The organism is Pelagibacterium sp. 26DY04 (genome assembly GCF_031202305.1).
GTDB lineage: Bacteria > Pseudomonadota > Alphaproteobacteria > Rhizobiales > Devosiaceae > Pelagibacterium.
Window position 1 is genome coordinate 957,332 of record NZ_CP101731.1, and the last position, 25,950, is coordinate 983,281.

23 protein-coding genes are annotated in these 25,950 nt (G+C 64.1%); 10 read left to right on the forward strand and 13 right to left on the reverse strand.

The window, feature by feature from the left end:
- Window positions 1-7 precede the first annotated feature (7 nt).
- Window positions 8-541 (reverse strand): molybdenum cofactor biosynthesis protein B, encoded by a 534-nt coding sequence (moaB, locus tag NO932_RS04490; protein WP_309209887.1) that lies wholly within the window; start codon window positions 539-541, stop codon window positions 8-10.
- 3 nt (window positions 542-544) lie between these two features.
- Window positions 545-1,822 carry an MFS transporter gene (locus NO932_RS04495; RefSeq protein WP_309209889.1) on the reverse strand — a complete coding sequence of 426 codons (1,278 nt, stop codon included), beginning with the start codon at window positions 1,820-1,822 and terminating at the stop codon, window positions 545-547.
- 275 nt (window positions 1,823-2,097) lie between these two features.
- Between NO932_RS04495 and NO932_RS04500 the strand changes: the two genes are divergently transcribed.
- Window positions 2,098-3,009: a DMT family transporter gene (locus tag NO932_RS04500; protein WP_309210981.1), complete on the forward strand. Its 912-nt coding sequence runs from the start codon at window positions 2,098-2,100 to the stop codon at window positions 3,007-3,009.
- Between the two features lie 6 nt (window positions 3,010-3,015).
- Here the strand turns inward: NO932_RS04500 and NO932_RS04505 are convergent, their stop codons facing one another.
- Entirely contained in the window at window positions 3,016-3,900 is an 885-nt protein-coding gene (locus tag NO932_RS04505; protein ID WP_309209891.1) for an NAD(P)/FAD-dependent oxidoreductase, read from the reverse strand.
- Window positions 3,901-4,050: 150 nt separating this feature from the next.
- On the reverse strand, window positions 4,051-4,863 hold the full coding sequence (locus NO932_RS04510) for a uracil-DNA glycosylase (RefSeq protein ID WP_309209893.1): 813 nt from the start codon (window positions 4,861-4,863) through the stop codon (window positions 4,051-4,053).
- Between the two features lie 60 nt (window positions 4,864-4,923).
- On the opposite strand from NO932_RS04510, the gene NO932_RS04515 reads away from it, so the two are divergent.
- The 3 genes from NO932_RS04515 to NO932_RS04525 all read left to right on the forward strand — a co-directional run bounded on the left by NO932_RS04515 (window position 4,924) and on the right by NO932_RS04525 (window position 9,300).
- Window positions 4,924-6,576 (forward strand): electron transfer flavoprotein-ubiquinone oxidoreductase, encoded by a 1,653-nt coding sequence (locus NO932_RS04515; protein ID WP_309209895.1) that lies wholly within the window; start codon window positions 4,924-4,926, stop codon window positions 6,574-6,576.
- Between the two features lie 139 nt (window positions 6,577-6,715).
- Window positions 6,716-8,425: a tetratricopeptide repeat protein gene (locus NO932_RS04520; protein WP_309209896.1), complete on the forward strand. Its 1,710-nt coding sequence runs from the start codon at window positions 6,716-6,718 to the stop codon at window positions 8,423-8,425.
- Window positions 8,425-9,300, forward strand: a complete 876-nt coding sequence (locus NO932_RS04525) for a 4-(cytidine 5'-diphospho)-2-C-methyl-D-erythritol kinase (RefSeq protein WP_309209898.1) — start codon at window positions 8,425-8,427, stop codon at window positions 9,298-9,300. The genes NO932_RS04520 and NO932_RS04525 overlap by 1 nt, the downstream gene beginning before the upstream one ends.
- Here NO932_RS04525 and NO932_RS04530 read toward each other — a convergent pair.
- The 7 genes from NO932_RS04530 to NO932_RS04560 all read right to left on the reverse strand — a co-directional run bounded on the left by NO932_RS04530 (window position 9,297) and on the right by NO932_RS04560 (window position 15,621).
- Complete coding sequence (locus tag NO932_RS04530; protein ID WP_309209899.1) at window positions 9,297-10,199, reverse strand: phosphotransferase; 903 nt, start codon at window positions 10,197-10,199, stop codon at window positions 9,297-9,299. The two genes, NO932_RS04525 and NO932_RS04530, sit on opposite strands and share 4 nt — an antisense overlap.
- Before the next feature lie 47 nt (window positions 10,200-10,246).
- A complete protein-coding gene (locus NO932_RS04535) occupies window positions 10,247-12,127 on the reverse strand; it encodes a DUF2207 domain-containing protein (protein WP_309209900.1) in 1,881 nt (626 codons plus the stop codon).
- 5 nt (window positions 12,128-12,132) lie between these two features.
- Entirely contained in the window at window positions 12,133-12,687 is a 555-nt protein-coding gene (locus NO932_RS04540; RefSeq protein ID WP_309209902.1) for a LemA family protein, read from the reverse strand.
- Window positions 12,688-12,770: 83 nt separating this feature from the next.
- A complete protein-coding gene (locus NO932_RS04545) occupies window positions 12,771-13,697 on the reverse strand; it encodes a glycine--tRNA ligase subunit alpha (protein ID WP_309209903.1) in 927 nt (308 codons plus the stop codon).
- A gap of 74 nt (window positions 13,698-13,771) precedes the next feature.
- Window positions 13,772-13,993, reverse strand: coding sequence for a hypothetical protein (locus tag NO932_RS04550; RefSeq protein ID WP_309162317.1), 222 nt, complete (start codon window positions 13,991-13,993; stop codon window positions 13,772-13,774).
- A gap of 1 nt (window position 13,994) precedes the next feature.
- Window positions 13,995-14,864, reverse strand: a complete 870-nt coding sequence (locus NO932_RS04555) for a S49 family peptidase (protein ID WP_309210982.1) — start codon at window positions 14,862-14,864, stop codon at window positions 13,995-13,997.
- 46 nt (window positions 14,865-14,910) lie between these two features.
- Window positions 14,911-15,621, reverse strand: coding sequence for a methyltransferase (locus NO932_RS04560; protein WP_309209904.1), 711 nt, complete (start codon window positions 15,619-15,621; stop codon window positions 14,911-14,913).
- 161 nt (window positions 15,622-15,782) lie between these two features.
- On the opposite strand from NO932_RS04560, the gene NO932_RS04565 reads away from it, so the two are divergent.
- From NO932_RS04565 to NO932_RS04585, 5 genes are all read left to right on the forward strand, one after another.
- Window positions 15,783-16,802, forward strand: coding sequence for a polyprenyl synthetase family protein (locus NO932_RS04565; RefSeq protein WP_309209906.1), 1,020 nt, complete (start codon window positions 15,783-15,785; stop codon window positions 16,800-16,802).
- Window positions 16,803-16,805: 3 nt separating this feature from the next.
- Complete coding sequence (locus NO932_RS04570; protein ID WP_309209907.1) at window positions 16,806-17,273, forward strand: SRPBCC family protein; 468 nt, start codon at window positions 16,806-16,808, stop codon at window positions 17,271-17,273.
- Window positions 17,274-17,348: 75 nt separating this feature from the next.
- Window positions 17,349-17,576 (forward strand): DUF4287 domain-containing protein, encoded by a 228-nt coding sequence (locus tag NO932_RS04575; protein WP_309209908.1) that lies wholly within the window; start codon window positions 17,349-17,351, stop codon window positions 17,574-17,576.
- Window positions 17,577-18,783: 1,207 nt separating this feature from the next.
- Window positions 18,784-20,820, forward strand: a complete 2,037-nt coding sequence (gene glyS / locus NO932_RS04580; RefSeq protein ID WP_309209909.1) for a glycine--tRNA ligase subunit beta — start codon at window positions 18,784-18,786, stop codon at window positions 20,818-20,820.
- Window positions 20,821-20,874: 54 nt separating this feature from the next.
- Window positions 20,875-21,855, forward strand: coding sequence for a DUF808 domain-containing protein (locus NO932_RS04585; protein ID WP_309209910.1), 981 nt, complete (start codon window positions 20,875-20,877; stop codon window positions 21,853-21,855).
- On the opposite strand, the gene rnhA is transcribed toward NO932_RS04585, so the two are convergent.
- Both rnhA and ispH read right to left on the reverse strand, forming a co-directional pair.
- On the reverse strand, window positions 21,856-22,317 hold the full coding sequence (gene rnhA, locus NO932_RS04590; RefSeq protein WP_309209911.1) for a ribonuclease HI: 462 nt from the start codon (window positions 22,315-22,317) through the stop codon (window positions 21,856-21,858).
- Entirely contained in the window at window positions 22,314-23,288 is a 975-nt protein-coding gene (gene ispH / locus NO932_RS04595; protein ID WP_309209912.1) for a 4-hydroxy-3-methylbut-2-enyl diphosphate reductase, read from the reverse strand. Before ispH ends, rnhA begins: the two co-directional genes overlap by 4 nt.
- A 150-nt stretch (window positions 23,289-23,438) precedes the next feature.
- Here ispH and NO932_RS04600 point away from each other — a divergent pair, with 150 nt between their 5' ends.
- Window positions 23,439-25,712: a putative PEP-binding protein gene (locus NO932_RS04600; protein WP_309209914.1), complete on the forward strand. Its 2,274-nt coding sequence runs from the start codon at window positions 23,439-23,441 to the stop codon at window positions 25,710-25,712.
- The last annotated feature ends 238 nt before the right edge of the window (window positions 25,713-25,950 follow it).

The window sequence follows — 25,950 nt, forward strand, 5'->3', positions numbered from 1 at the left end:
AAATGCCCTATTCGTTCAGCCTTGGCATCACTTCGATGAAGTTGCAGGGCACATGCCGGCTGTCGAACTGGTATTTGAGGATCGCTTCCCAGGCATCGCGGCAGGCGCCGCGCGAGCCCGGCAGGCAGAAGACGAAGGTCGTGCCGATCAGCCCCGCCGTCGCGCGCGACTGGATGGTCGAGGTGCCGATGGTGGTCGCCGAATATTGGTGGAACAGCACGGAAAATCCGTCCATGCGCTTGGTAAACAGCGGTTCGATCGCCTCGGGCGTCACGTCCCGGCCGGAAAAGCCCGTTCCGCCGGTGGTCAGAACCACATCGATCCCCTCTTGGGCGACCCACGCCTTGACCTGCGCGGCGATGGCCTCGCGGTCGTCCCTGACCACGGCGCGTTCGAAAACGCGATGTCCACAGCCTTCGATCAGTTCGGTAAGCAGCGCCCCCGACGTATCGGTTTCCAGCGTCCTTGTGTCCGACACCGCCAGCACCGCGAAGGTGACCGGAACGAAGGGGTGGCTCTCATCGATCTTGAAAGGAAACATGGCTCAACCTGCCTGTGGCGCGGGAGTGGAATCATCGATTTGCACGCCATTTTCGTCCGAACGCGGATCGAGCGCCACCGTCTCGCCGGTGACGATCCGCTCGGACGGCATGGGCTGGAACGGCGCCCGGTCTTCGGCCGGCGCCGCTTCGCGCGCCTGCATGCGCAGATAGGCGGTGACCGCGAGAAGGCCATGGAACAGCACCGGAACGGCGAACATGGCGGCGGGGCCGAACATCTGCATCATCTGCGAGGCGACGATCGGCCCCAGCATTTGGCCCGAACCCAGAACCACGAGCATGCCCGAGGCCACCTTGGCAAAGCTCCCCTCATCGGCAAAGTCGTTGGCATGGGCGACGGCGATGGCGTAAAGCGAATAGGCGGCCAGGCCATAAAGCGCGAAGAATGCGTAGAGCAGGGCGTTCTCGCCCGGATTGATGACGATGGTCAAAATCCCCGCCGTAACGCCGATCAGCGCCACGCCCATCATCACCTTGCGCCGGTCGATCCGGTCCGAAAGCCGCCCCAGCGGCACCTGGGCGATGGCGCCCGCGACGATGGCGAGACTCATGAGATAGGCAATGGCCGCCGTCGAAAACCCGCGCTCGATGCCATAGACCGGCGCCAGCGTGCCGAAGGCGCCATTGGCCATGCCGATGGAAAAGGCGGCGACGACGGCGATGGGCGAGGTCTTGTAGAGCAGCCCGACATCGAGGCTCACCGCCTGCAGCGGCGCGGGCTGTGGCGTGCGGGTCACCGCCGTGGGCAGCACCGCCCCGATATAGGCAAGCGCCGCGAGAACGAATGGGATATAACCGGCAACGCCGGTCGCCGCGATGATCATCTGCCCGGCCGTCGAGGCAAAGAGCGTGACGCTCACATAGATGGAAAAGGTCGTTCCCCGGCTCTCATTGTCTGAGACTTCGTTGAGCCAGCTTTCAACGACCATCGCCGCGCCGGCAAAGCAGAAGCCGGAGAAAATGCGCAGGAAGATCCACGCCCAGTCGTGGATGAAAATGAGATTGAGCAGGATCGTCATGCACGCGACCGCCGCCATCACCGCGTAGGAGCGGATGTGGCCCACCTGCCGCACGAGATGGGGCACCGCGATCGAACCGGAAATGAACCCGATCGACCAGCCCGTGCCGATCAGGCCCAGCGCCAATAGCGAGAACCCTTCTTCCGAACCGCGTACCGGCAGGATCAGTCCATGCATGCCGCCCGCGATCATCAGAAGGGCCGAGGACAGCAGAAGGGCTAAGATCTTGATGATTTGCGACATGGGGACCTTGATTGGCTCTCTTGATTAAGGGCGAGACTAGCGCGTCTTTTCAGCACTGCCTACCGGCCAAACGTGACGGGGCGCCAATTCGTTCGACCACTCCTCAAATTTGCCTGGCGCGGCTTGTCACCTCTTGTAAACGGGTCTAGCGATACCCTGGTATTCCGCCCTTTTCGGGCCATCCTGCCTCGAAAGCATTGCCGGTGTCCAAACCTCTTCAATCGCCCTCCGCATCCCAACCGGCTTCGGTTCCCCAGCCGCGCCGGTCGGGGGTGATGATCGGCATCGGGCTCAAGATCGCTTCGGTTTTCATCTTTGTCGCCATGAGCGCCATCATCAAGGGCGCCGAAGGGGTGCCGGTGGGGCAGCTCATCTTTTTCCGGTCGGCCTTCGCGTTGATCCCGGTCTTCGTGCTCCTTGGCCTGCGCGGGGAGCTCGTCTCGGGCTTCAAGACCAGCAGGCTGGGCGCTCACATCTTCCGCGGCGTCATCGGCACGGCGGCGATGCTGCTGATCTTTTTCGCCCTGACCCGGCTTCCCTTGCCCGAGGCGACGACCATCAACTATGCGACGCCGCTGTTCATCGTCATCTTCTCGGCGGTTTTCCTGCACGAAAAGATCAGACTGTTCCGCTGGACCGCGGTGGTGGTGGGGCTGGTGGGCGTCATCATCATAATGTGGCCGCGCCTCACCTTCTTTTCGGGCGGCATGACCGGCTGGGGCCCGCAGGCCGAGGGCGCGGTGGCAGCCTTCGTCGCGTGCATGATCTCGGCCACCGCCATGCTCACGGTCCGCAATCTGGTCAAGACCGAGCGCAGCTCGACCATCGTGATCTATTTCTCGATCGTCTCGGCGGTGATCGGGCTGGCGTCGATCCCGTTGGGCTGGGTGCCGCTCAGCATCGAGGAGGCGCTGATCCTCATTGCGGCGGGAATCGCGGGCGGGGTGGCCCAGATCCTTCTGACGGAAAGCTACCGCCACGCCGACATCACCACAGTCGCCCCTTTCGAATATTCCTCGATGGTGCTCTCGATTGCCGTCGGCTTCCTGGTGTTTGGGGAAATTCCCACGGTCGAAATGCTGATCGGCGGTACGATCGTCACGGCCGCCGGCATCTTCATCATCTATCGCGAGCACAGGCTCGGGCTCGACAGGGCCAAGGTGCGCAAGGTGTCGAGCCCGGCATAGCGCTGGCTATCTGAACATCAGCGAGTGATGCACGCCGGCGCCGGCCTGGGCGCCGTCGCCCACGGCCAGCGCGATCGAGCCGGCCATGCGGGCGGCATCGCCGCAGGCGAAGACGAAGGGCACGCTGGTTTCCTTCATTTGATTGGTCGTGATGTGGCGGCCGATGGGCGAATCCTCGAAATCGCAGCCGAGTTGCTCGGCAAGCGGGCTCGAGGGAGCGATCTGGGAGGCGACGAACAGGCCATCGAAATTCAAGACGCGTCCATCCTCCAATTCGACATCGGCCTCACCGCTGATGCGGACGATCTTGCCCGTCTCGGTCTTGGCGCCGCGCTGTTCGAGCATCTGCATCTGCTCGTGATTGGGCTCGAACGATCCATTGATCAAAAAGGTGGTGTCGCCCCAGTCGGGAAGCATGGTGCCCTGATGCATGGACAATTCGCCCACGGCGATCACTCCGATCCGCCCTTGGTTGAGTTCGTAGCCATGGCAATAGGGGCAATGGAAAACGTGCTTGCCCCAGCGCTCCTTAAGCCCTTCGATCTCGGGAAGCGCATCAGAAACACCCAGCGCAAGGACAAGCCGGCGTGCGGTGACGGTTTCGCCGCCTTCGGTTTCGATCGCAAAGCCGCCATCGATCTGGCGCGCGGCGGTGGCTTTAGTTTCCCGCCACTCAAGCGTGGGATAGGCCTCAAGCTGCTCGCGCGCCTTGGCTGCAATCACCTCGGGTGGCGTGCCGTCCTGGGTCAGAAATCCATGCGAATGGCTGGCGAAGCGATTGCGCCGCTCGCCGGCGTCGATCACCAGCACGCGCCGTCGTGCCCGCAGGAGCTGAAGGCCGGCGGCCATGCCCGAATAGCTGCCGCCGACGATGATGACGTCATGATCCATGGGAAGAAACTCCGTAAGCTGAACGATGAGCCGGTCCATTGCTGAGCCGTTATGTTGTAACGGTATATTATGTAATTCCGTAAGTTACAATATATTTGAAAAGCGCATAAGGCCCTAACGGCACTCGAAGCCGATTGGCTCCGCTGCGGGCTATTGGCCCAGCGCGCCCTTGATCGAGAGCAGGTCCTGCCAGGCCAGCCGCTTGGCGGCCGGCTGGCGCAGCAGATAGGCGGGGTGAAGCGTTGCGACAGCGCGCATGGTGTGCGCGCCGATGGTCAAATCCCGCCATTGCCCGCGCAGGCGGGTGATCCCGGTATCGGTTTCAAACAGCGTCGAAGCCGAGGCGCCGCCCAGCGCGACCAGCACCTTGGGCGCCACCAGTTCGATCTGCCGGTAGAGAAACGGCAGGCAGACGGCGACCTCGGAGGGGGAGGGCGTGCGGTTCCCCGGCGGACGCCAGGGCACTGTGTTGGCGATATAGACCTTGGTGCGGTCCAGCCCGATCGCGCCCAGCATTCTGTCGAGCAATTGCCCCGAGCGCCCGACGAACGGCTTGCCCTGCAGATCCTCGTCGCGTCCCGGCGCTTCGCCGACCAGCATGATGTCGGCCTCGGGGTTGCCATCGGCAAAGACGAGATTGGTCGCCCGAAGCTTGAGCCCACAACCATCGAAATCGGCCAGCATCTCACGCAAATGGTCGAGCGTTCCGGCACTCGCTGCCAGCGCCCGCGCCTGGTCGGGGTCCGCATCGGCCGTCCCCGCTGCCGGCGCCGCCGGGACAGGCCGGCCCGCAGGCTGCGGCGCGGGGGTGGGCAGCACCCGGCGCACCGACGCAGCGGGCTTGATCGCGGACTGCGCGAACCGGTCCACCGGCACCTCGCCCACGGCAATATCCACCCCCGCTGCGACGTACCAGTCGAGCGCGGCCAGAATTTCCTCGCGATTTAGCTGTCGATTTGCCATGGCGATCCTTGTTATGTCACACCGGCGCAAAGCCTGCCACCTCACTCGGGATGCCAAACGATGACCGACGCGATCGAACGCGAGACCATGGAAACCGGCGTGGTGATCGTCGGCGCCGGCCCCGCCGGTCTTTCCGCCGCCATCGCGCTCAAACAGAATTCGCCCGATCTCGAAATCGTCGTCGTGGAAAAATCCGCCGATATCGGCGGACACATCCTTTCGGGCGCCGTCATGGATCCCGCCGGGCTCGATGCGCTCATCCCCGATTGGCGCGAGCAGGGTGCGCCGGTGGGGCCCGCGGTCACCGAGGACAGTTTCGTCTACCTCACCGAAAAATCGGCGATCACCTTTCCCAACCTGCTGATTCCGCCGATCATGAAGACCAAGGGTGCGGTGATCATCTCGCTGGGCGATCTCTGCCGCTGGCTGGCCGAGCGCGCCGAGGCGCTGGGCGTGGATATTTTCCCCGGCACCGCCGCCGCGGATTTCATCACCGGCGCGAATGGCGAAATCCTCGGCATCGTCACCGGCGATATGGGCATCGCCCGCGACGGCACGCCAAAGCCCACCTTCACCCCCGGCATAGAACTGCGCGCCAAATACACCCTGATTGCCGAAGGCGCGCGCGGCTCGCTCGCCAAGCGCCTGATCCGCAAGTTCGGGCTCGACGAGGGCCGTGCGCCGCAGAAATACGGTCTGGGCATCAAGGAAATCTGGGAGATCGATCCGGCAAGGCACCAGCCTGGCAAGGTCGAGCACTTCATGGGCTATCCCCTCGACAGCGCCACCAGCGGCGGCGGGTTCTGCTACCATGCCGGCGACAACCGCATCTATCTCGGGCTGGTCGCCCATCTCGACTACGAAAACCCCACATTCTCGCCTTATGACGAGTTCCAGCGCTTCAAGCGCCATCCCCGGATCGCCGGTCTCCTCGAAGGCGCGACCTGCATCTCCTATGGGGCCCGGGCACTCACCTCGGGCGGCTGGCAATCGATCCCTAAGCTCGCCTTTCCCGGCGGCGCGCTCATCGGCTGTTCGGCGGGCTTCATGAACGTGCCGCGCCTCAAGGCCATCCACAACGCCATCCGCTCGGGCATGGCCGCCGCGCGGGAAGTCGCCGCCGCCATCGCGGTCGGCCGCGCCAACGATGCCATCGAGACGCTGAACGAGGCGGTGCTATCGAGCGGCATCCGCGACGATCTCTACCCGGTCCGGGCGGTAAAGCCGCTCTGGTCCAAGCTCGGGATTTACGCCGGCGTGGGGCTGGCGGGTGCCGACATGTGGGTGTCGAGCCTCGCCAGGCACTCCCCGCTGGGCCGGCTGGTTTCCGATAAGCCCGATTTCGCCAGGCTCAAGCCGATCTCCGAAGTGACCCCGATCGCTTACCCCCGTCCGGACGGCAAGACCACCTTCTCGCGCTCCGAATCGGTTTACCGCGCCAACATCGCCCATGACGAGGACCAGCCGGTTCACCTGCGCCTCACCGACCCCGACATTCCGATTCGCGACAACCTGCCCAAATATGGCGAGCCCGCGCCGCTTTATTGCCCGGCCGGCGTCTACGAGGTGACCGAGGAGGGGGGAGAGCCGGTTTTCCGCATCCACGCCCAGAACTGCGTGCACTGCAAGACCTGCGACATCAAGGACCCGGCGCAAAACATCAACTGGGTCCCCCCCGAAGGGGGAAGCGGCCCCAACTACTCGGGAATGTGATGCCTCCCGCGCTTGCAGCGCGGGCGCGTTTGCGGGAAAAGATCACGTTAACCGATACGCCCAACAATCGACAATCTTGCCGCGTTTGGCTATCGAACCGAGGGTATAAGGCCCGCAAGCGAGGAGTTCGGGAACAATCGTGCTAAACCTCTTCAAACGGCCGATCCACGTACTGATCGTTGCCGCGCTTTCCATCAGCGTTCCGGTATCCTCGCCCCTGGCGCAGCAGGAAGTGCTGCAGACCGCCCCCGGCGGCAGCGCGGTGGGCAGCTATCTCGCCGGCCTCGCCGCCCTGGACGCCCTCGATGCGGACCGCGCGGCATCGCTGTTCGTGGAGGCCGCCCGCGCCGATTGGGACAACGAGATCTATTCGAGCCAGGCTTTCCTCGCTTACCTCCTGGCTGGAAACATTTCCGAAGCCGCCTCGATGGCCCAGCACGTGCTCGACCTCAACCCCGATGACGAGCTGGCGCATCTGGTGCTGGGCACGGTGGCCCTCAAGCAGCGGCGCTATGCTTCTGCCGACCAGATGCTGTCGCGCGTTCCCGAGGCTTCGCTGATCGGCATCATCGGCGGCATCACGCGCGCCTGGGCCAAGGTGGGCGAAGGCGATCTCGCCGCCGCCAACGACATTCTCGACAGGGTGGCCCAGGGTGGGTTCGATGAATTCATCGTCTTCCACCGCGCCATCATCGCCGATGTGGCCGGTGACCGGGAAACGGCGATCGAACTTGCCCGCCAGGCCTACGAGATCGACCCGCTCGTGCCCCGGATCGCCGAGGCCTATATCCGCATTCTCGGCAATGCCGGCCGGTTCGAGGACGCCCAGGCCGTGCTCGACCATTTTGCTTCCCAGGGTATCGAGCATCCTGTGGTCGACGTCCTGCGCGACCCCATCGCCGAGGGTCGCCGCCCCGGGCTTTTCGCCGGCTCTGTACAATCGGGCGCTGCCGAAATGCTGCACGGGCTTGGCACAGCGCTGGCCCGCGATGGCTCGCTCCAACTTGGCGTCGGGTTCCTCCAGCTTGCCACCTATCTCGACCCCGAAGCCTCGATCATTTCGATCTCGCTGGGCGAACTGCTCGCCAGCGCCGGCCAGTACGATACCGCCGACGAGATATTCTCCGCCGTGCCGTCCGATTCGCCCCTCTACGTGAACGCGCTGGTGCGGCTTGCGGAAAATTTCGATCTGCGCGGCAACCGGGACGCGGCGATTTCCCGCCTCCAGAACATCACTCGTTCGTACCCCGACAATCAGGAAGTCTTCGGCATTTTGGGCGACACCCTGCGCTATGACCAGCGCTGGGAAGAAGCCGCCGCCGCCTATTCGGAGATCATCGAGCGGCTCGACTCGCCGCGCCGCAACGATTGGCGCTTCTTCTACGTCCGCGGCATCGCCTATGAGCGAGCCGGGGAGTGGGATTTGGCCGAAGCCGATTTCCTCCAGGCGCTCGAGCTGTTTCCCAACCACCCCGACGTTCTCAACTATCTTGGCTATTCCTGGGTCGATCGCGGCATGAACCTCGAGGAAGCGCTCGGCATGATCGAGCGGGCCGTCGAACTGGCGCCCATGAACGGCTACATCGTCGATAGCCTGGGCTGGGCCTTCTACAAGCTCGGGCGGGTCGATGAGGCCGTCGAGGTGCTCGAAAAGGCGGTGCAGATCCTGCCCGCCGATCCCGAGATCAACGATCACCTCGGCGATGTCTACTGGACGGCGGGGCGTGAGCGCGAGGCCATGTTCCAGTGGCGTATCGCCATCGATGTCGATGAGGATGGAGTGGTCACCGAGCGGGCGACGCCCAAATTGCTCAACGGGCTCGACCCGGACGCGCCGATAGAGGATTGATGCGCGAACCGCTCAGCGAGCCCGCCCCGGCCAAGGTCAATCTTGCATTGCACGTCGTGGGCCGGCGCGAGGACGGCTTTCACCTTCTCCATACGCTCTGCGTCTTTACCGAACTGGCCGATCTGGTGACCGCCACGCCAGCCCGGCGCGACCGGCTGACACTGTCGGGCCCGTTCGGCGCCGACCTGCCCAATGGCCGCTCCAATCTCGTTTTGCGGGCGCTGGAAAAATATCGCGCGCGTTTCCCCGATCACCTGCCAGAAGGCATCGAGATCCATCTCGAAAAGCACCTGCCCGTCGCGGCCGGGCTGGGTGGCGGCTCGGCCGATGCGGCGGCGGTGCTGCGCATCCTCGCCCGTATGAGCCAAACCCCGCCCGCCGATGCCGAGCTTTTCGCCCTGGCGGCAACGCTGGGGGCCGACGTGCCCATGTGTCTCTTGAGCCGCCCCTGCGAGGTTGGCGGCATCGGCGAGGAAATCACCCCCCTGCCGGATTTTCCTCAGATGCATCTGGTCCTGGTCAATCCGCTCGAGGAAGTCTCCACCCCGGACGTATTCCGCAAGCTCTCCAAAAAGCACAATCCGCCGATGCCGGACATGCCCGATCCGCTCGAGCGGGCTGCGCTGCTCTCGCTCTGGCTTGCCGATACCCGCAACGACCTCGAAGAGCCGGCCACCGAACTGGTGCCCGCCATCGGCACCATCATTGCGGCCATCGCCACAACGCCGGGCTGTGTCACCGCCCGCATGTCCGGCTCGGGCGCCACCTGCTTCGGCCTCTACGGCAGCGCCGCCGCTGCACACCAGGCCGCCCACGATCTGCGGGAAACATTCGCCGGCTATTGGGTAGCGGCAACCCCGCTGCTGGATGCCTAAACCCCGCCGACCTCAGGATCGGCCAGCAATCTCGCAAGAGTTGAACGGCCGAGAGCGCTCATGGCGGGGTTGGTTTCGCGATAATACCAGGCCAGCCCCATGGCCTGCTGAAACGCCCAGGCCGCGCCACGTTTCCACTCGATCGGATCGTCGTTCACAATGCCGCGAAACAGGCTCCGGCAGCGCTCGTTAAGCGTATGCCAGGCCACGACCAGATCGAGAGCCGCGTCGGCGGGGCCAAAGCCTCCGATGTCGAGTACCCCTGCGAGATGATCGCCATCGGCAAGCAGGTTTGGCGGAATCAGATCTTTATGACTCATGGTAAAGCGCGTAGGCCCGGGCAGGGCGCGAAACCGTCGCCACATCTGTCTCAAGCGGTCGACATCGAGAAGGCCCGCGCTCTTTTCAAAGCATTCCGCCATCCAGCGGTCGTGATCGGGAAGATGGCCGCCGCGCCCGGTCCCCGCAAACTGCCTTCCGCGCAAATCCGCCGCTCGGAGTGCCCGCACCAGCGTGCCAAGGTCGGCGGCAAAGGTCTCGCTGTTGGCATGACTATCGGGGGTAACCACCGCACCTTCGATCCATGTCTGGAGCGACCACGCCAAGGGGATGCCCGGCCCGGGCGTGCCAATCCCCAGAGGCTGGGGGGTCTCCACCCGACAATGCAGACCGAACTCGCGCATCGCCAGCGCTTCATCATGAAGCGTTGCGGCGTGGCGTTCGGGATCGTCGGGCCGCAGCGGGAAACGGGCCGCGACGTTGCAGCCCACGCGGAAAATCGCGTTCGTCGTGCCTGGCGTGACGAGCCGGGTGATTGTCTTGCCTCTGAGGTGGGGAAATTGCTCGCCGACCGCGCACTCAACCCGCGTCAGGTCGTATTCGATCTGGCCCTGGTGCATCGGTTGCTCCTCGAACGGTTTCGGTCGGCTATAGTGATCGCCGGCGTCTACCAGCCGCCACCGCCGCCGCCGCCACCGCCACCGCCGGAAAATCCGCCACCGCCCGTGCCCGACGAACTCGAAGCCTGGGGCTGGGAGGCGATCATGGCCGCACTCAATCCGGTGGCGACCCCGCCCATGGTCTGAGCGAAACTGCCCGCCGAGAAATTCCCGCCGCTATACCAATGCGGAGAGTACCCGGCCGGCGCATCCCGGACCGCGCTGCGGGAGAGGTCGTTCTCGAATCGCTCCGACCAGGGCTTTTCCACGCCCAGCGCCATGGCATAGGGGAGGATGGTCTCAAAGCGGGCGACGCTCATTTCGGGCTCGTCCTGGAAGTTGAGCCGCTCCTTTTCAGCCGTATCGAGATACATCCTGAACCCCTCGATCTCGTCCATGACCTTGCGTCCATGCACGGTGGGTGCGCGCATCAGGATGCCGAAAAGCAGGGTCACCGCAATGATGGTGATGGCTGCAACGAAGGGAAAGTCGATCCAGCGGGCGTCGAAAACATCGACGGCGAAGGCGCCCGCATTGAACAGGAAGATGCCCACAATGGCCGCCGCCAGAAACCGCCCGATGCCTCTTCCCTGCCAGAGGGTGCGCGCGCCCAGCCCGACGCTTGAAAGAAAGATCGCGGCAAAGGCGGCAACGAACACGAAGACCGGATCGAGCACGCCCAACAGCACCATGATAACCAGGCTGGCGAGCCCGATCGCCACCCCGATAATCGTATAGACCAGATGGTTGTTGAAATAGACCCGGCGGTTCTCGGCCTCGAGCGCGGCGATAAAGGCGGAGCGGATCTTGTTGAGGCGCGGGCCGGAGGTCTTGTCGATCGTTATCGGGCTCATGGCCTTGAGGTCGCCGAAAATCACCGCCTCGCCGGGCGGCAGCGCTCCGGCCGGCTGCTTGCCGGTGACCGTCAGAGTGGTCTTTTTGCCCGCCTTGCCGATCTCGACGAGTTCCTTGACCGCCAGCGAGACCAGCGCCGCCGAAAAGGCAGTCCAGCCCGATTTGCCCCAGCCCATGCGGTGGACATAGTGAACCAGCGCCGGCGAAAAATCCTTGGGCGGGTAAAAGCGCGGGATGATGACGCCCTTGGCCGGATCACGCCCGACGGCATTCCACGCCAATGCGTTATAGGCGACGACGATCAGCAGCAGCACCAGCGGCGCCACATAGTCGCGATAGTCCGAGAGCCAGAACAGGGCGGCATCGGTGCCCTGCGGCGGCGTCAGTATTCCCTTTTCGAACGCCACCGAAACGGTCAGCCCTTCGCGCGGTGCCAGCGTCCGGGTGACGGTAAAGCGCGCGCGCCGGTCGTCGATCCGCACAGCCGAATTGTCGGAGCTTCTGACGCCGAATTCGCTGGTATAGGCGTTGAGTTCGGTGATGTTCGCTCCCTCAGGCAGGACCACCAGCGCGCTGGCCCGCACGATGGGGAAGTCCCAGTAATTGCCCGTCGCGTTCCAATAGAATTCGTCATGATCGGCGAACATGCGCGCCGCCCGGCCCATGCGATAGGTGATCTGGTACTCGTGAATGCCGGGGCGGAGCAGGGCGTCTGCCGACCCGATCCGGATCCGCTGTCCGCCATCGATGCCTTCGACCTCATAGGGCTCGCTCGCCCCGTTGCGCGTCACCGAGATCACCTCGAACGGCAGCCGGATCGTCCGGCCATCGGGGGTGGCAAGGCGCGTCGGCACGTCGCGGAAAATGCCGCGCCTTATGCTGTTGCCCTCGGCGTTGACGGTGATCGCCTCGGTAATGGTGACCGAGCCATCCGCCGCGACCTCGAAGGTCACGTCGAACTGCCGGATTTCCTCTCGCGCCAGCACCGGGCCGGCGGTAAGGACGAGCAGCAGGGCGAAAAGCAGTCGCACCATTGCCGTCAGAATTTGACCTGCGGAACCGCGCGATCGGCTTCGTTCTCCAGCTCGAAATATTCGGCCTTTTCGAACCGGAACGTGCCGGCAACCAGATTGGAAGGGAACGATTCCACGGCGATATTGAGATTGCGAACCGCGCCATTGTAATAGCGCCGCGACATCTGGATTTCGTCTTCCACCGTCTGGAGCGCGGTCTGGAATTCGATGAAATTGGTGTTGGCCTTGAGGTCGGGATAGGCCTCCGCCACGGCAAACAGCCGCCCCAGCGCGCCCGACAGAAGCCCTTCGGCCTGGCCGCGCTCGGCGGGCGATCCGTTCTGCGCCGCCTGCACCGCGGCACGCGCATCGGTCACCGCCTGCAGCGTCTCGCGCTCATGGGCCATATAGCCTTTGACGGTTTCGAGCATGTTGGGAATGAGATCGGCGCGGCGCTTGAGCTGCACATCGATTCCCGACCAGCCCTCACCCACAAGCTGCCGGTTCCGCACCAGCATGTTGTAGACATAGATGGCGTAGCCGATAACGGCCACGGCCAAGATCAGGATAATCCATTCCATCGCCGCACTCTTTCGCCCGCGTCCCCGATGCGGGGAGAGTGGCACCATGGGCGCGTAATATCAACGGGTTGGAACGACCGGCTTTAGGCTGCCCCGCCGCCGGCGGTTTTCAGCCACGCCTCGCCGCAGGCCTTGGCCAATTCGCGAATGCGCAGGATATAGCTCTGCCGCTCGGTCACCGAGATCACCCCGCGCGCGTCGAGCAGGTTGAAGGTGTGGCTGGCCTTGATCACCTGTTCATAGGCCGGCACCGCCATGGTCTGGCGCTCGCCATCCACCCCCTTGGCAAGGATCGTCTTGCATTCATCCTCGGCATCCTTGAAGTGCCGGAACAGCATCTCGGTATCGGCGGCCTCGAAATTGTATTTCGAGAACTCCTGCTCGTTTTGCAGGAACACATCGCCATAGGTGACCTTGCGGTCCCCCTCGCGGCCGTTGAAATTGAGGTCGTAGACGTTCTCTACCCCCTGCACATACATGGCGAGCCGTTCCAGTCCGTAGGTGATCTCGCCGGGTACGGGCGAGCATTCGAACCCGGCCACCTGCTGGAAATAGGTGAACTGGCTCACTTCCATGCCGTCGCACCAGCACTCCCAGCCCAGCCCCCAGGCGCCCAGCGTGGGGCTTTCCCAATCGTCCTCGACGAACCGGATGTCGTGCAGCTTGGCATCGAGCCCGATCGCGGCCAGCGATTGCAGGTAGAGCTCCTGGATATTGGCCGGCGAGGGCTTCAAAATCACCTGGAACTGATAATAGTGCTGCAGCCGGTTGGGGTTTTCCCCATACCGCCCGTCCGTCGGCCGGCGCGACGGCTGCACATAGGCCGCGTTCCACGGCTTGGGCCCCAGCGCCCGCAAGGTCGTCGCCGTATGGAACGTCCCGGCGCCCATCTGCATGTCATAGGGTTGCAGAATGACGCAGCCCTGATCCGCCCAGAACTTCTGCAGGGTCAGGATAAGCCCCTGGAACGAATTCCTGGGGTCCATATGGGGCTGGGGCGCGTTGCTCATCGGGGGTCCAAAACCATGGCGTTGGGGAAAGCGGCGCGACCGTAGTTGCGGCTCACGAAGAGGTCAAGCGCGCGCTATTCCTTCCCCGGCCGGTAGACCCCGTCCTCGCCGCGCTCGAGCGTCACGACGCCGCCCGATTTGACCTCGGCCTTGTTGCGCTCGATCTGCGCCCGCCGCCGCGCTTCGGTCTGGGCATCGTCCTCGGCGAATTTCTTGCGCCAATCGCGCAGGATCGACCGAACGCCCAGTCCGATCAGCAGCACCACCAGCAATGTGACGAGAAAGCTCAGCGACATATCACAGCCCCAGACGTGACCAGAGCGCCCGGTCCTCCACCCGGGCCAGCAACTCGCCGGCCAGATCGGGCGAAAGGCTCGCGGAGAGCCCGAAGCTCGGAAGCTGGATCAGTCCCTTCTTCTGGCTGATCGGCTTGACCTGGTAGTCCTTGCCGAACCGCTCGCGCAGCGTGCCGTGCAGATCGCCCAGCGCATCCACCAGCCCCATCGCCACGCCGCGCTTGGCCGTCCAGAATTCGCCTGTGAACACCTCGTCGTCGGGCAGGGCGATCTTGCCCCCGCGCCGCGCCTTGACGTAGTCGATGAACACTTCGTGGATATCGAGCTCCATCCGCTTGATCCGCTCGATATCCTCCTCCTTCTCCGGCAGGAAGGGATCGAGCGTCGATTTGTTCTGCCCCGCCGTATAGAGCCGGCGCGTGACGCCAAGCTTTTCCAGCGCCTCGACGAACCCGAACCCCGCATAGATCACCCCGATCGAGCCCACCAGCGAGGAGGGGTCGGCGATGATCTCATCGCCGGCCGTCGCGATGAAATAGCCGCCCGAAGCGGCCGCATCCTCGACGAAGACCAGCACCTTCTTGTCGTTTTCCGCCGCAAGCTGGCGGATGTGCTCGGCGATCAGCCGCGATTGCACCGCCGATCCGCCCGGCGAGTTGACGACGATCGCCACCACCGGCGCCTTCTTGATCGCAAACGCCTTCTTGAGCATCGGCGCGACGCTGGCGATGTTGAGCCGGCCAGGCTTGAGTTCGTGGGAAATCACTCCCTGTAGCCGCACCACGGGAATGATCGGCCCTCTATTGCCGAACAGCCTTTTATACCAGGGACGCTTGGGGGCGTCGGTTTCGGTGTCGGCCAATGCGGTCATCATCCTCTCCAGCGGGGCTTTATCGCTTCCATTTAGGCATTGATTTCTATTCGTGCCAGTCCAGCCGCGCCTCTCCGCGCAGGATCGATCGCACCGGTTCGGCAAACCCGTTGCCGCTTTCCCCATGCACCACCAGTGGCGGCAGCAGCCGCATGGGCGCGCGCGAGCCCTTTCGCCCCCGCACGAGAACGCGGCTGGCCGGCTGGCCTGGGCGTGATGCGATCGGCAGCACGTTTATTGCGCCCATGCGCGCATCGAACGCAGCCAGAAGTTGCGGCAGCACCTGGGCGAGATGGACGAAGATCACCTCGCCCTTGGCATGGGCGCACGAGACCGCCGTGCGTATCCAGCCGCCCACTTCGCCATCCGTGTGCCGCGCCGCCGCCCGGCCCGGATCGGGCGCCTGCGTTCCGGCCTCGAAAAACGGCGGATTGGCGATCACAACGTCGAAGCTGTCGGTGGCCAACCCCAGCGCCCTGCGTTCGGCTCCTGTGGCCGTGGCGTTGATTTCCAGAACCCCGGCGCGGTCCGAAAGGCCGTTGGCGGCGATGTTTTCCGTCGCCAGCGCGGCCATGTCGCCATTGTTTTCGACAAGCGTTGCCGAAAGGGCATCCGAATGGGCGAGGGCGCAGAGTGCTGCCACCCCGACGCCGGCGCCCAGGTCGAGCAGTCGATGCGTCCCCTCGGGCACGCTGGCCCCCAGCAGCACCGAGTCGAGCCCCGCGCGGAATCCCTTTTCGGGCTGGATTATCGACAATTTACCACCAAGAAACGCATCCGCCTTGCGCTCTTGGCGTTTTACAAATCCGGGCGGCTGGTTTACCGACATAGGCGCAACAGTCCTGCTGGTGTTCGGGCCAGTATTAAATCACTGCGTCAAGGCGGGCCAGCGCGCGCCTTACTGGAGAATGTAGGCTCATGGCGGTTGAGAATCTGGCGCCCAGACCCGTGGACGATGCCTCGGCTGTGATCGATCACCTGACCGGGGCAACCGCCGCAGGCATGGAGGCGGTCAATCGCCTGATTCTGTCGCGCTCCGATAGCCCGGTGGATATGGTGCCCGAAGTCGCCAATCACCTGATCGAGGCCGGCGGCAAGCGCCTGCGCCCCATGCTCACCCTGGCCGCTTCCGCCCTGTTCGGCCGCGCCCATGGCAATGAAATCCGCTTCGCCGCCGCCGTCGAATTCATGCACAACGCCACGCTCCTGCACGACGATGTGGTCGATGAGAGCGACATGCGCCGGGGCCGCCCCGCCGCCCGCACCATCTGGGGCAATCAGGCCTCGGTGCTGGTGGGCGATTTCCTGCTCGGCCAGGCATTTTTGATGATGGTGGAATCGGGCGATCTTGAGGCCCTGGGCGTGCTGTCCCGCGCCGCCGCGATCATCGCCGAGGGCGAGGTCTTCCAGCTCGCCAAGGCCGGCGATCTTTCGACGACGCCCGAGGACTACGAAAAGATCATCCACGCCAAGACCGCGACACTCTTTGAAGCGGCCACCGAAGTGGGCGCCATGGCCGGCGGAGCCGATAACACCGCCCGGCTGGCTCTGGCCAGCTATGGCCGCGAGCTGGGCATGGCCTTCCAGCTCGTCGACGACGTGCTCGATTATGGCGGCGCGCGGGGCGCCCTGGGCAAGAACACCGGCGACGATCTGCGCGAGGGCAAGATGACCCTGCCGATCATCCTCGCCCTCCAGCACGCCACCGCCGCCGAGCGCCGCACCATCGAAACCGCGCTTGGCAACGCCAACTCCGGCGATGCCGAGCTGGCCGAAATCGGCGCCATCCTCACCAATTACGGCACGTTGCGCGACACCATGGCCAAGGCCGAACGCCACGCGGAAGCCGCCCGAGCTGCGCTCGCCGACATCCCCGCCTCGCTCGAGCGCGACATCCTCTTCGGCGTCCCCGAATTCTGCACGGCGCGGGCTTACTGAGCCATGACCGGAGCAGGGCGCACCGATACTGCTTCGCGCCTTATCCATGCTTCGCCCGAACTCGTCTACGCCGCCATGATCGATCCCGACGCGCTTGTCGCCTGGCTGCCGCCGGAGGGCATGCGTGGGGTCATGCACGCCTTCGATGCCCGCGAGGGCGGCGGTTATCGCATGGAACTGATCTATGGCGATCCCGCGCCAGCCTCGGCCAAGAGCACTGAGAACTCCGATATCGCCACCGCCCGCTACGGCGCCCTCGAACCTGGCCGCCGCGTCGTCCAGTACATCGATTTCGATTCCGAGGACGATGCCTTTTCCGGCACCATGACCATGACCTGGTCGCTCGAACCCGAGGGTGAGAGCACATTGGTGACCGTCACCGCAGAAAACGTCCCCTCGGGCATCTCGGCAGCCGACCACGCCGCCGGCCTTGCCTCCAGTCTCGCCAATCTGGCGCGATACGTCGAATAATTTCCCAATCGTCTGTCGGGTGTACGCGCTATGGAACGTCCTGGCGTGTGACACGTCCAACGCAAGGGAACAGCAATGTCGTTTCAGGGATACCTCAACACCATCAAGGCCAAAACCGGTCAGGGGCCGGACGATTTCATGCGCATGGCCGACGAACGGGGCCTGTCGGAAAACGGACGCCTCAAACCCGGCGTCAAGGCCGGCGCGGTAGTCGAATGGATCAAGTCCGATTTCGACCTCGGCCACGGCCACGCCATGGCCATCTACGCCCTGCTCTCGGGCAAACGCGCACCCGAGGCATAGCGCAGGCCGCGGCATGGACAGTAACCGCTCTCCGTTGAAGGTCCCGCTCTTCTCCCGCACCGCCGGCAGTCTTGCGGATTGTCGGGTCAAGCCCGACAATGACGAACGAGAGGTGGAGCGCCGAAAAACGTTTGATGTTTTCACTCACCTCCTCCACCCCCACCGTGTCCCCGGACTTGACCCGGGACAAGGTATGCGCGCCGGCTCCCGACTCTTGCCGCACCCTCTCCCCCTGCGCGCCCGGAGCGCAAGCGCAGGGTCACAGCACACGCACTCACACCTCCACTTCGTCGTCTTCGGGCTCGACCCGAAGACCCGCAAGGCTTCCAAGCAGCTCATCAGCAGTGAGTCCCCCAAACCTCTCCCGCACCACAGGCAGCGCTGCGGATTGTCGGGTCAAGCCGACGGTGACGAACTGGAGTGAAAGACGTTTGAAGCTTTCACCCGCCTCCTCCGCTCCCACCGTGTCGCCCCGGGCTTGACCCGGGGCGAGGTATGCGCGCCGCTCCCGGCTCTTTCTCCTGCCTCCCTTCGTCACCTTCGTCTCCGGATCAAGTCCGGGGACGAAGGCGATGACGATAGAGAGGCTGGAGACGACGAGCGAAGAAATCCTTACCGTAACGCTTGCGCCAATCGCCCCTTCTCCCACCGGGGGAGAAGGGTAAGAGGGACAACGCGATCACAGCGCCTGAGCCCAAGCCGCAAAGCTTCCCCAAGAGCCCCCTTCTCCCCTGGTGGGGGAAGGGCCCGGGATGAGGGGGGCGCTGAGCTTCCACAAACACCCGCGCAAAAACTTATCCCCGCCCTCTGCACTTCCCCCATACTCCCCCTCACGATCCCGCGCATATGGACGCAAGCGCTACGAACGTTTGGGCGGGATCGGTTCGGGTCCGTTGGCGGTCGCGTCAGCGGAGGCAGAAACGTTCCCAGCGCCAGCCCACGGTAAGGCCGAGGGTGTACTGGCGAAAGCCAGCGGGGATTGGCCCCAGCATGAGAGGACGACCAGGCCCAAAATCCCGGACGCATGGGGCGATGATCGCTTCATACTAACAAACTCAGCACGAGGCGTTCATCGCCCCATGCCGTCTATCCAATCATCAACCGAGGCCCATGGCCGTCGGCCATCTCCGTATGCGCCAATGGACATTTTCCCGCTCCCCTGCTACCCGTTCGGCCCGCACGAATTCCAGTTTCCAAGGCCCCGACCATGCCCGAATTGCTGCTTGAGCTTTTCTCCGAGGAAATCCCCGCGCGCCTGCAGCGCCGGGCGGCCGAGGACCTCAAGAAGGCCGTCACCGATGCGCTGGTCGAAAAGGGGCTGGTCTATGAAAGCGCTGGCGCCTTCGCGACCCCGCGCCGCCTCGCCCTGACGGTCACCGGGCTGCCCGCCGCTTCGCCCGATACCCGCGAGGAGCGCAAGGGCCCCAAGGTCGGCGCACCGCAGCAGGCGATCGATGGCTTCCTGCGCGCCGCCGGTCTCGAAAGCATCGATCAGGCCAAGGTCCAGTCCGACGAGAAAAAGGGCGATTTCTACGTCGCGGTGATCGAAAAAAAGGGCGCTCCCGCCCTCGACATCCTCAAGGACGTGCTGCCTTCGACCGTCAGATCCTTCCCCTGGGGCAAGCCCATGCGCTGGGGCAGTGGCCGGCTCGAATGGGTGCGCCCGCTGCGCGCCATCACCGCAACCTTCGGCCCCGAAGGTGAGGAGCCCGAAATCGTGTCCTTCGAACTCGATGCGATTTCCGCGGGCAACACCACATTCGGCCACCGCTTCATGGCGCCCGATGCCATCAAGGTCCGCCGCTTCGACGATTACGTGCAGGCGCTCGAAAAGGCCAAGGTCGTCCTCGATATCTACCGCCGCAAGGAAATCATCAAAACCGACGCCGAACAGCTCGCTTTCGCCCAGGGGCTGGACCTGATCGTCGATGAAGGCCTCCTCGAAGAGGTGGCCGGGCTGGTCGAATGGCCGGTCGTCATGATGGGGACGTTCGACGAAACCTTCCTCTCCGTGCCCGAGGAGGCGATCATCGCCACCATCCGCGCCAACCAGAAATGCTTCTGCTTGCGCGATGCGGCGACCGGAAAGCTTGCCAACAAATTCATCCTCACTTCCAACCTCATCGCCGAGGACGACGGCAAGACCATCGTGGCGGGCAATGAGCGCGTTATCCGCGCCCGGCTGTCGGACGCGAAATTCTTCTACGAAACCGACCTCGAAGCTCCGCTCGCCGACAATTTGCCCAAGCTCGAGGACGTGGTCTTCCACGCCAAGCTCGGCACCCAGGCCGAGCGCGTCGCGCGCATCGAAAAGCTCGCCGCCGAGATCGCCCCGCTGGTCGGCGCCGATGTGGAAGACGCCAAGCGCGCCGCCCGTCTTGCCAAGGCGGATCTTCCCACCGGCATGGTCGGCGAATTCCCCGAACTGCAAGGCCTGATGGGCCGCTACTATGCGCTTGCCCAGGGCGAGAAGCCTGAAGTCGCTACCGCCATCGAGGAACACTATAAGCCCCTCGGCCCGTCCGATCGCGTGCCGTCCAACCCGATTTCGGTCGCCGTGGCCCTGGCCGACAAGCTGGATATTCTCGCTGGCTTCTGGGCCATCGACGAAAAGCCGACGGGCTCGAAGGACCCCTACGCCTTGCGCCGCGCCGCGCTCGGGGTGATCCGTCTGATCGTCGACAACAAGCTGCGCATCACGCTCAAGCAATTCGTTTCCGATCCGGACCTGCTCTCCTTTTTCCACGACCGCCTGAAAGTCTCGCTCCGCGATTCCGGCGCCCGTCACGACCTTGTCGATGCGGTGATCTCGGCCGACAGCGACGATATCCTCCAGATCGTCGCCCGCGTGAATGCTCTCGGCTCGCTCCTCGATACCGAAGACGGTAAGGCGCTGCTCGCCGGCTATAAGCGCGCCGCCAATATCCTCGCCGCCGAGGAAAAGAAGGACGGCAAGACCTACACCGGAGATGTCGACTCCGCCGCCCCGATGGCCCCGGAGGAAAGTGAACTCGCATCGCTCATCGGGATGACTCATGACGGCGTCGCCGCCCGCTTGGCCAAGGACGATTACGCCAGCGCCATCACGGCCCTTGCCGGCCTTCGCGCGCCGGTCGATGCGTTCTTCGACAAGGTGCTGGTCAACGATCCCGATCCGGCGATCCGCGCCAACCGCCTCAACCTTCTCGCTCGCCTGCGTGACACGATGCATCTTGTCGCCGATTTCGGTAAGGTGGCAGGGTAGGGAACCGGTCGAACGAAACTTGGTTATCTAAGCCCCTGCCACACGGAGCATCCCATGAGCGTCGGTCTTCTCGCCCTTCTCGATGACGTCGCGGCCCTTGCCAAGGTCGCCGCTGCTTCCCTCGACGATATCGCCGGCCAGGCGATGAAGGCGGGTGCCAAGGCCGCCGGGGCGGTCATCGACGATGCGGCGGTCACCCCGCGCTATGTCCACGGCTTTTCCGCCGATCGCGAGCTGCCAATCGTCGGCAAGATCGCCTTGGGGTCGATCAAGAACAAGCTGATCTTCCTGCTCCCGGCCGCGCTGATCCTTTCGTTTTTCCTGCCTTGGCTGATCAATCCGCTGCTGATGATCGGCGGCGCCTATCTCTGCTACGAGGGTGCCGAAAAGCTCTACGCCATGATCGCGCCGCACGCGGCCCATGGCCATGAGCAGAAGGTCGAGCCCTCAGCCGCCAACGCCCAGGCTCTGGAAGAAGAAAAGGTGGCCGGCGCCATCAAGACCGACTTCATCCTCTCGGCCGAGATCATGACCATCGCCCTCTCGACCATTCCCGCCGGCAACGTGGTCTATCAGGCCGTGATCCTCTTCGTGGTCGCCATCGGCATCACCGCCGCCGTCTATGGCGGCGTGGCGCTGATCGTCAAGGCCGACGATTTCGGCGTCTACCTCGCCAAGAACGGCCGCACCGGCTTTGGCCGCGCCTTCGGACGCGGCATCGTCAAGGCCATGCCCGGCTTCATGCAAACCCTTGCCATCGTGGGCACTGCCGCCATGCTCTGGGTGGGCGGCGGCATCATCGTCCATGGCTTGGCCGGCATGGGCTTTGATTGGCTCGAGCACGTGATCCTCGATATAGCCCATGTGGTCGAAGGCGTGATCCCGGCCATCGCCGGAGTCCTCCACTGGCTCACCGAAGCATTCCTCTATGGCGTTCTGGGCGTGATCCTGGGCTTCATCCTCATCCCTGTCGCCGAACACGTCATCGCGCCGGTGCTGGGCATGTTCCGCAAGCAAAAACCTGCCGCGCATTGATCAGCCGGCGGCAGCCTTCCCGTTCTTCTTGAACGGCGCCATGCCCTCATTGGCCAGCCGGTCGGCGCGCTCGTTGAGGTCGTGGCCGGCATGGCCCTTGACCCAGTGCCAGGTCACCGTATGGCGCTTCACCGCCTCATCGAGCGCCTGCCAGAGTTCGACATTCTTGACCGGCTTTTTGGCGGCTGTCTTCCAGCCATTCTTCTTCCAGGAAAAAAGCCACCCCTGAATGCCGTTCTTGACATACTGGCTGTCGGTATAAAGCTCCACCGCACAAGGCCGTTTGAGCGCATTGAGCGCTTCGATGGCGGCGGTCAGTTCCATCTGGTTGTTGGTGGTCTCCGCCGCGCCGCCCTTCAACTCCTTGACGTGCCCGCCATATTCGAGCACCGCGCCCCAGCCTCCGGGGCCGGGATTGCCCGAACACGCGCCGTCGGTGTGGATAACGACGGTATCGCTCACCGCCCGCTCGCTTCTTCGAGCTGGCGCAGCACGCGGGGGATGTTGAAGGCGATATTTTCTTCCGCCGTCACCGCGATCTCGACATTGACGTCGAACCGGCTGGCAAAGGCCTCGATCACCTCTTCGACCAGCGCTTCGGGCGCGGACGCTCCAGCCGTGATCCCCAGCGAGGAGATGCCATCGAAGAGGCTCCAGTCGATATCTTCGGCCCGCTGCACCAGCACCGAAACCTTGCAGCCGGCCCGCTCGCCCACTTCGACCAGCCGCATCGAGTTCGATGAATTGGGCGCACCCACGACGATCATCGCGTCCACCTTCGGCGCCACGGCCTTCACCGCTTCCTGTCGGTTGGTGGTCGCATAGCAGATGTCTTCCTTGTGCGGCACCGCGATCTGCGGGAACCGGCTCTTCAAAACCAGCACGATGGCGCCGGTGTCGTCCACCGAAAGGGTGGTCTGCGTCACGAGCGCCAGGTTGTCGGGATCGCGCGGCGTAAAAGCTTCGGCGTCCTCGACCGTTTCGATGAGACTTATCCTCCCCGGCGGCAACTGGCCCATAGTGCCGATGACTTCCGGGTGGCCCTTATGACCGATCAGAACGATATCCCGTCCTTCTTCCGCATGCCGCTGGGCCTCCACATGCACCTTGGTGACCAGGGGGCAGGTGGCGTCGAGATAGAACATGTTGCGGTGCTTGGCCTCGGCCGGCACCGATTTGGCGACCCCATGGGCCGAAAAGATCACCGGCGCCTCGGTTCCTTGCGGGATTTCCTCGAGCTCTTCGACAAAGATCGCGCCCTTGGCGCGCAGGCCGTCCACGACGAATTTGTTGTGCACGATCTCGTGGCGCACATAGACCGGCGCACCATACTTCTTGAGCGCCAGATCGACGATCTGGATAGCCCGATCGACGCCCGCGCAAAAGCCGCGCGGCGCGCACAGAAGGATTTCGAGGGAGGGCTTGTCGGTCATGGCATTCACATGCGGGCTGGCACCGCCCAAGTCAAGCCACCATCATGTGACCTTTTGCAACCGGCAAGCCCAGTTGCCGGAAATGGCCGTCGCAGGCAATATGGCACCGATTCAGTTGGGATTTTTCTTTTGGTGGCGCCCTCCCATCAGATGTTCGCGATCGTCCCGGCTCAGGGAAAACCCTCTCTGAGCCGCGCACAGGCACGGCTTTTGGCGGGCAAGGCGAAATGGCTCCATGCCGTTGCCGAGGCGGGGCTGGACGTCGTTCCGACCATCGCCATCACCCGCGCCGCCTGGGATGCACTGCAATCCGAGCGTAAGGCCGGCTCCGATGCGCTGCGCAAGGTCTGGGTGACCACGCTCTTCAAGCTTGTGAGCCCCGGCTCCCGCCCGCCCGAGCTCGTTGTCCGTACGTCCGCGCCCCACTACATCACGGGCCTCTCTCCAGCCCGCACCGACATTCCCGCCCCCGCCAACGCGCTCGAAGCCGTCGATCCGCGCGGCGCTTTGGGCAAGGCGATCACCGCCGCTTTTGCCAGTTATGGGCCCGAGCCTGCCGGCTGGGCCGCCGAGGCCGAGCGCGAGATGCGCGACAATCAGGTGGTGATCGTTCAGGCGACAGCCACGGGAAAGCTCGAGCGGTTCGTCACCCGCAACACGGCGTCCGGGCGGTTGGGTCCGGTGGCGATGCCTGGCGAGTCCCTCCCCGATCTGCCGCCCAATACCACCGATCTCATCAGGGTCGTCGATGCCGTGTCGGGTCAGCACATGGCCTGCCTTATCGCCATAGAGGCGGGACGGGCCGTATTCCTGTCGGCGCGCCCGGTACAGGTGAGCGCCGGCGCGCAACTCGAGGCATCGGTCGAACGCGTCGACGCCAAGGTCTGGACGCCGGGCGAGGCTGTTCAGCGCTTCAACCCCGCGCAATTGCCGCAACTGCTTCACCCGCGCCTGACGGATCAGGACAGGGCGGCGCCGATCGCGTCCGGCCTGGGCGTCTCCCCGGGCGCAGCCAGTGGCGAGGTGGTCTTCACCGCCGACGATGCCGCCCGCTGCAAGGCGCGCGGACGCCATTGCATTCTCGTGGTCATGGAGACCGGCCCAGGCGATATCGAGGGCATGAAGGCCGCAACCGGATTCGTCACCGCCCGCGGCGGCATGACCAGTCACGCCGCTGTAGTTGCCCGCATTACCGGCAAGCCTTGCGTCGCCGGGTTGCGGAACCTCCAGATCGATATCGAAAACGGCGTCTGCAAGCTTGGCGACAGGATCGTTTCGGCCGGCGAGCGCATCACCATCGATGGCTCGGAAGGCGCCATCTATGCCGGCGCCTTGCCGCTGTCGCGCCCCCATATCGGCGGCGCGCTCTCGCGCCTGCTCGATTGGGCTGACGATAGCCGCACCATTTCGGTGCGCACCAATGCCGAAACCATCGAGGCGGCGCGCACCGCGCTGAGCTTCGGTGCCGAGGGTATCGGGCTGGCCCGATCCGAGCACATGTTCTTTTCCGGCGATCGCATGCGTGCCCTGCGCCGCCTGATCCTTTCGGAAAACGAGGAGGACCGCGCCACGGCGCTCGAAGGGTTGGTCGATTATCAGGCCGCCGATTATGCCGCCCTGTTCCAGACCATGCAGAACAAGCCGGTCACCGTCCGCCTGTTCGATCCTCCGCTGCACGAATTCCTGCCGCGCAGCGAGGACGATATCGAGGATACCGCCCAGGCGCTCGGCCTGTCATTGAAGGCACTCAAGGCGCGTCTGCAGCGGCTCGACGAGGTCAATCCCATGCTGGGCCACAGAGGCGTGCGGCTGGTGATCACCTATCCGGAAATCCTGGCCATGCAGATCCGCGCCCTGGTGGCCGGCGTCGAAGCGGCCATGGACAATCAGGATCTGCCGGTCAATCTGGAAATCATGGTCCCCTTCGTCACCTCCGCGCGTGAGGTCGCCTGGGTCAAGCAACGGATCATGGATATCGCCGCCAATGCTCCTGTGTTCCGGCGCGGCGCCAATCTGGCTATCGGCGCCATGATAGAATTGCCGCGCGCCTGCCTGCGGGCCGGTGACATCGCCAGAGACGTGGATTTCATCTCCTTCGGCACCAACGATCTGACTCAGACCACCTACGGCATCTCCCGCGATGATGCGCCGGCGTTTCTGGCCACCTACCATCGTCGCGCGCTTTACGATGTCGATCCGTTCGTCACCATCGACCAGCGCGGCGTGGGCGAATTGATCCGGATCGCCATCGAGCGGGGCAGGGCGGTCAATCCTCACCTGAAGGTCGGCATCTGCGGCGAGCATGCGGGCGAAACCAATTCGCTGCGCTTTTTCGCCGGGCTTGAGGTCGACTACGTCAGCTGCTCGCCCTACCGCGTGCCCGTCGCGCGCATGGTGCTGGCCCAGGCGGATGCGTCAAATTAACCAACCTGGTCAGGTTGGTTTCCACTTCTCTGCCGCATTCTGAACTTTTCCGCGCCGTTTTACCCGTGTTTACACCTTTCTAACCTTAATAACCGATCATCGAAATTGTCGGTATTTGATCGGGTTAGTGTTGCACAACTGCATCGCGAGCCAGATCATCTTCGGCACTGGAACGATGGCGTTATTCATCAAGGGTTTCCGGTGCTCGGCGTAGCGCCGGCGGGTCAGTGGTTGTGGC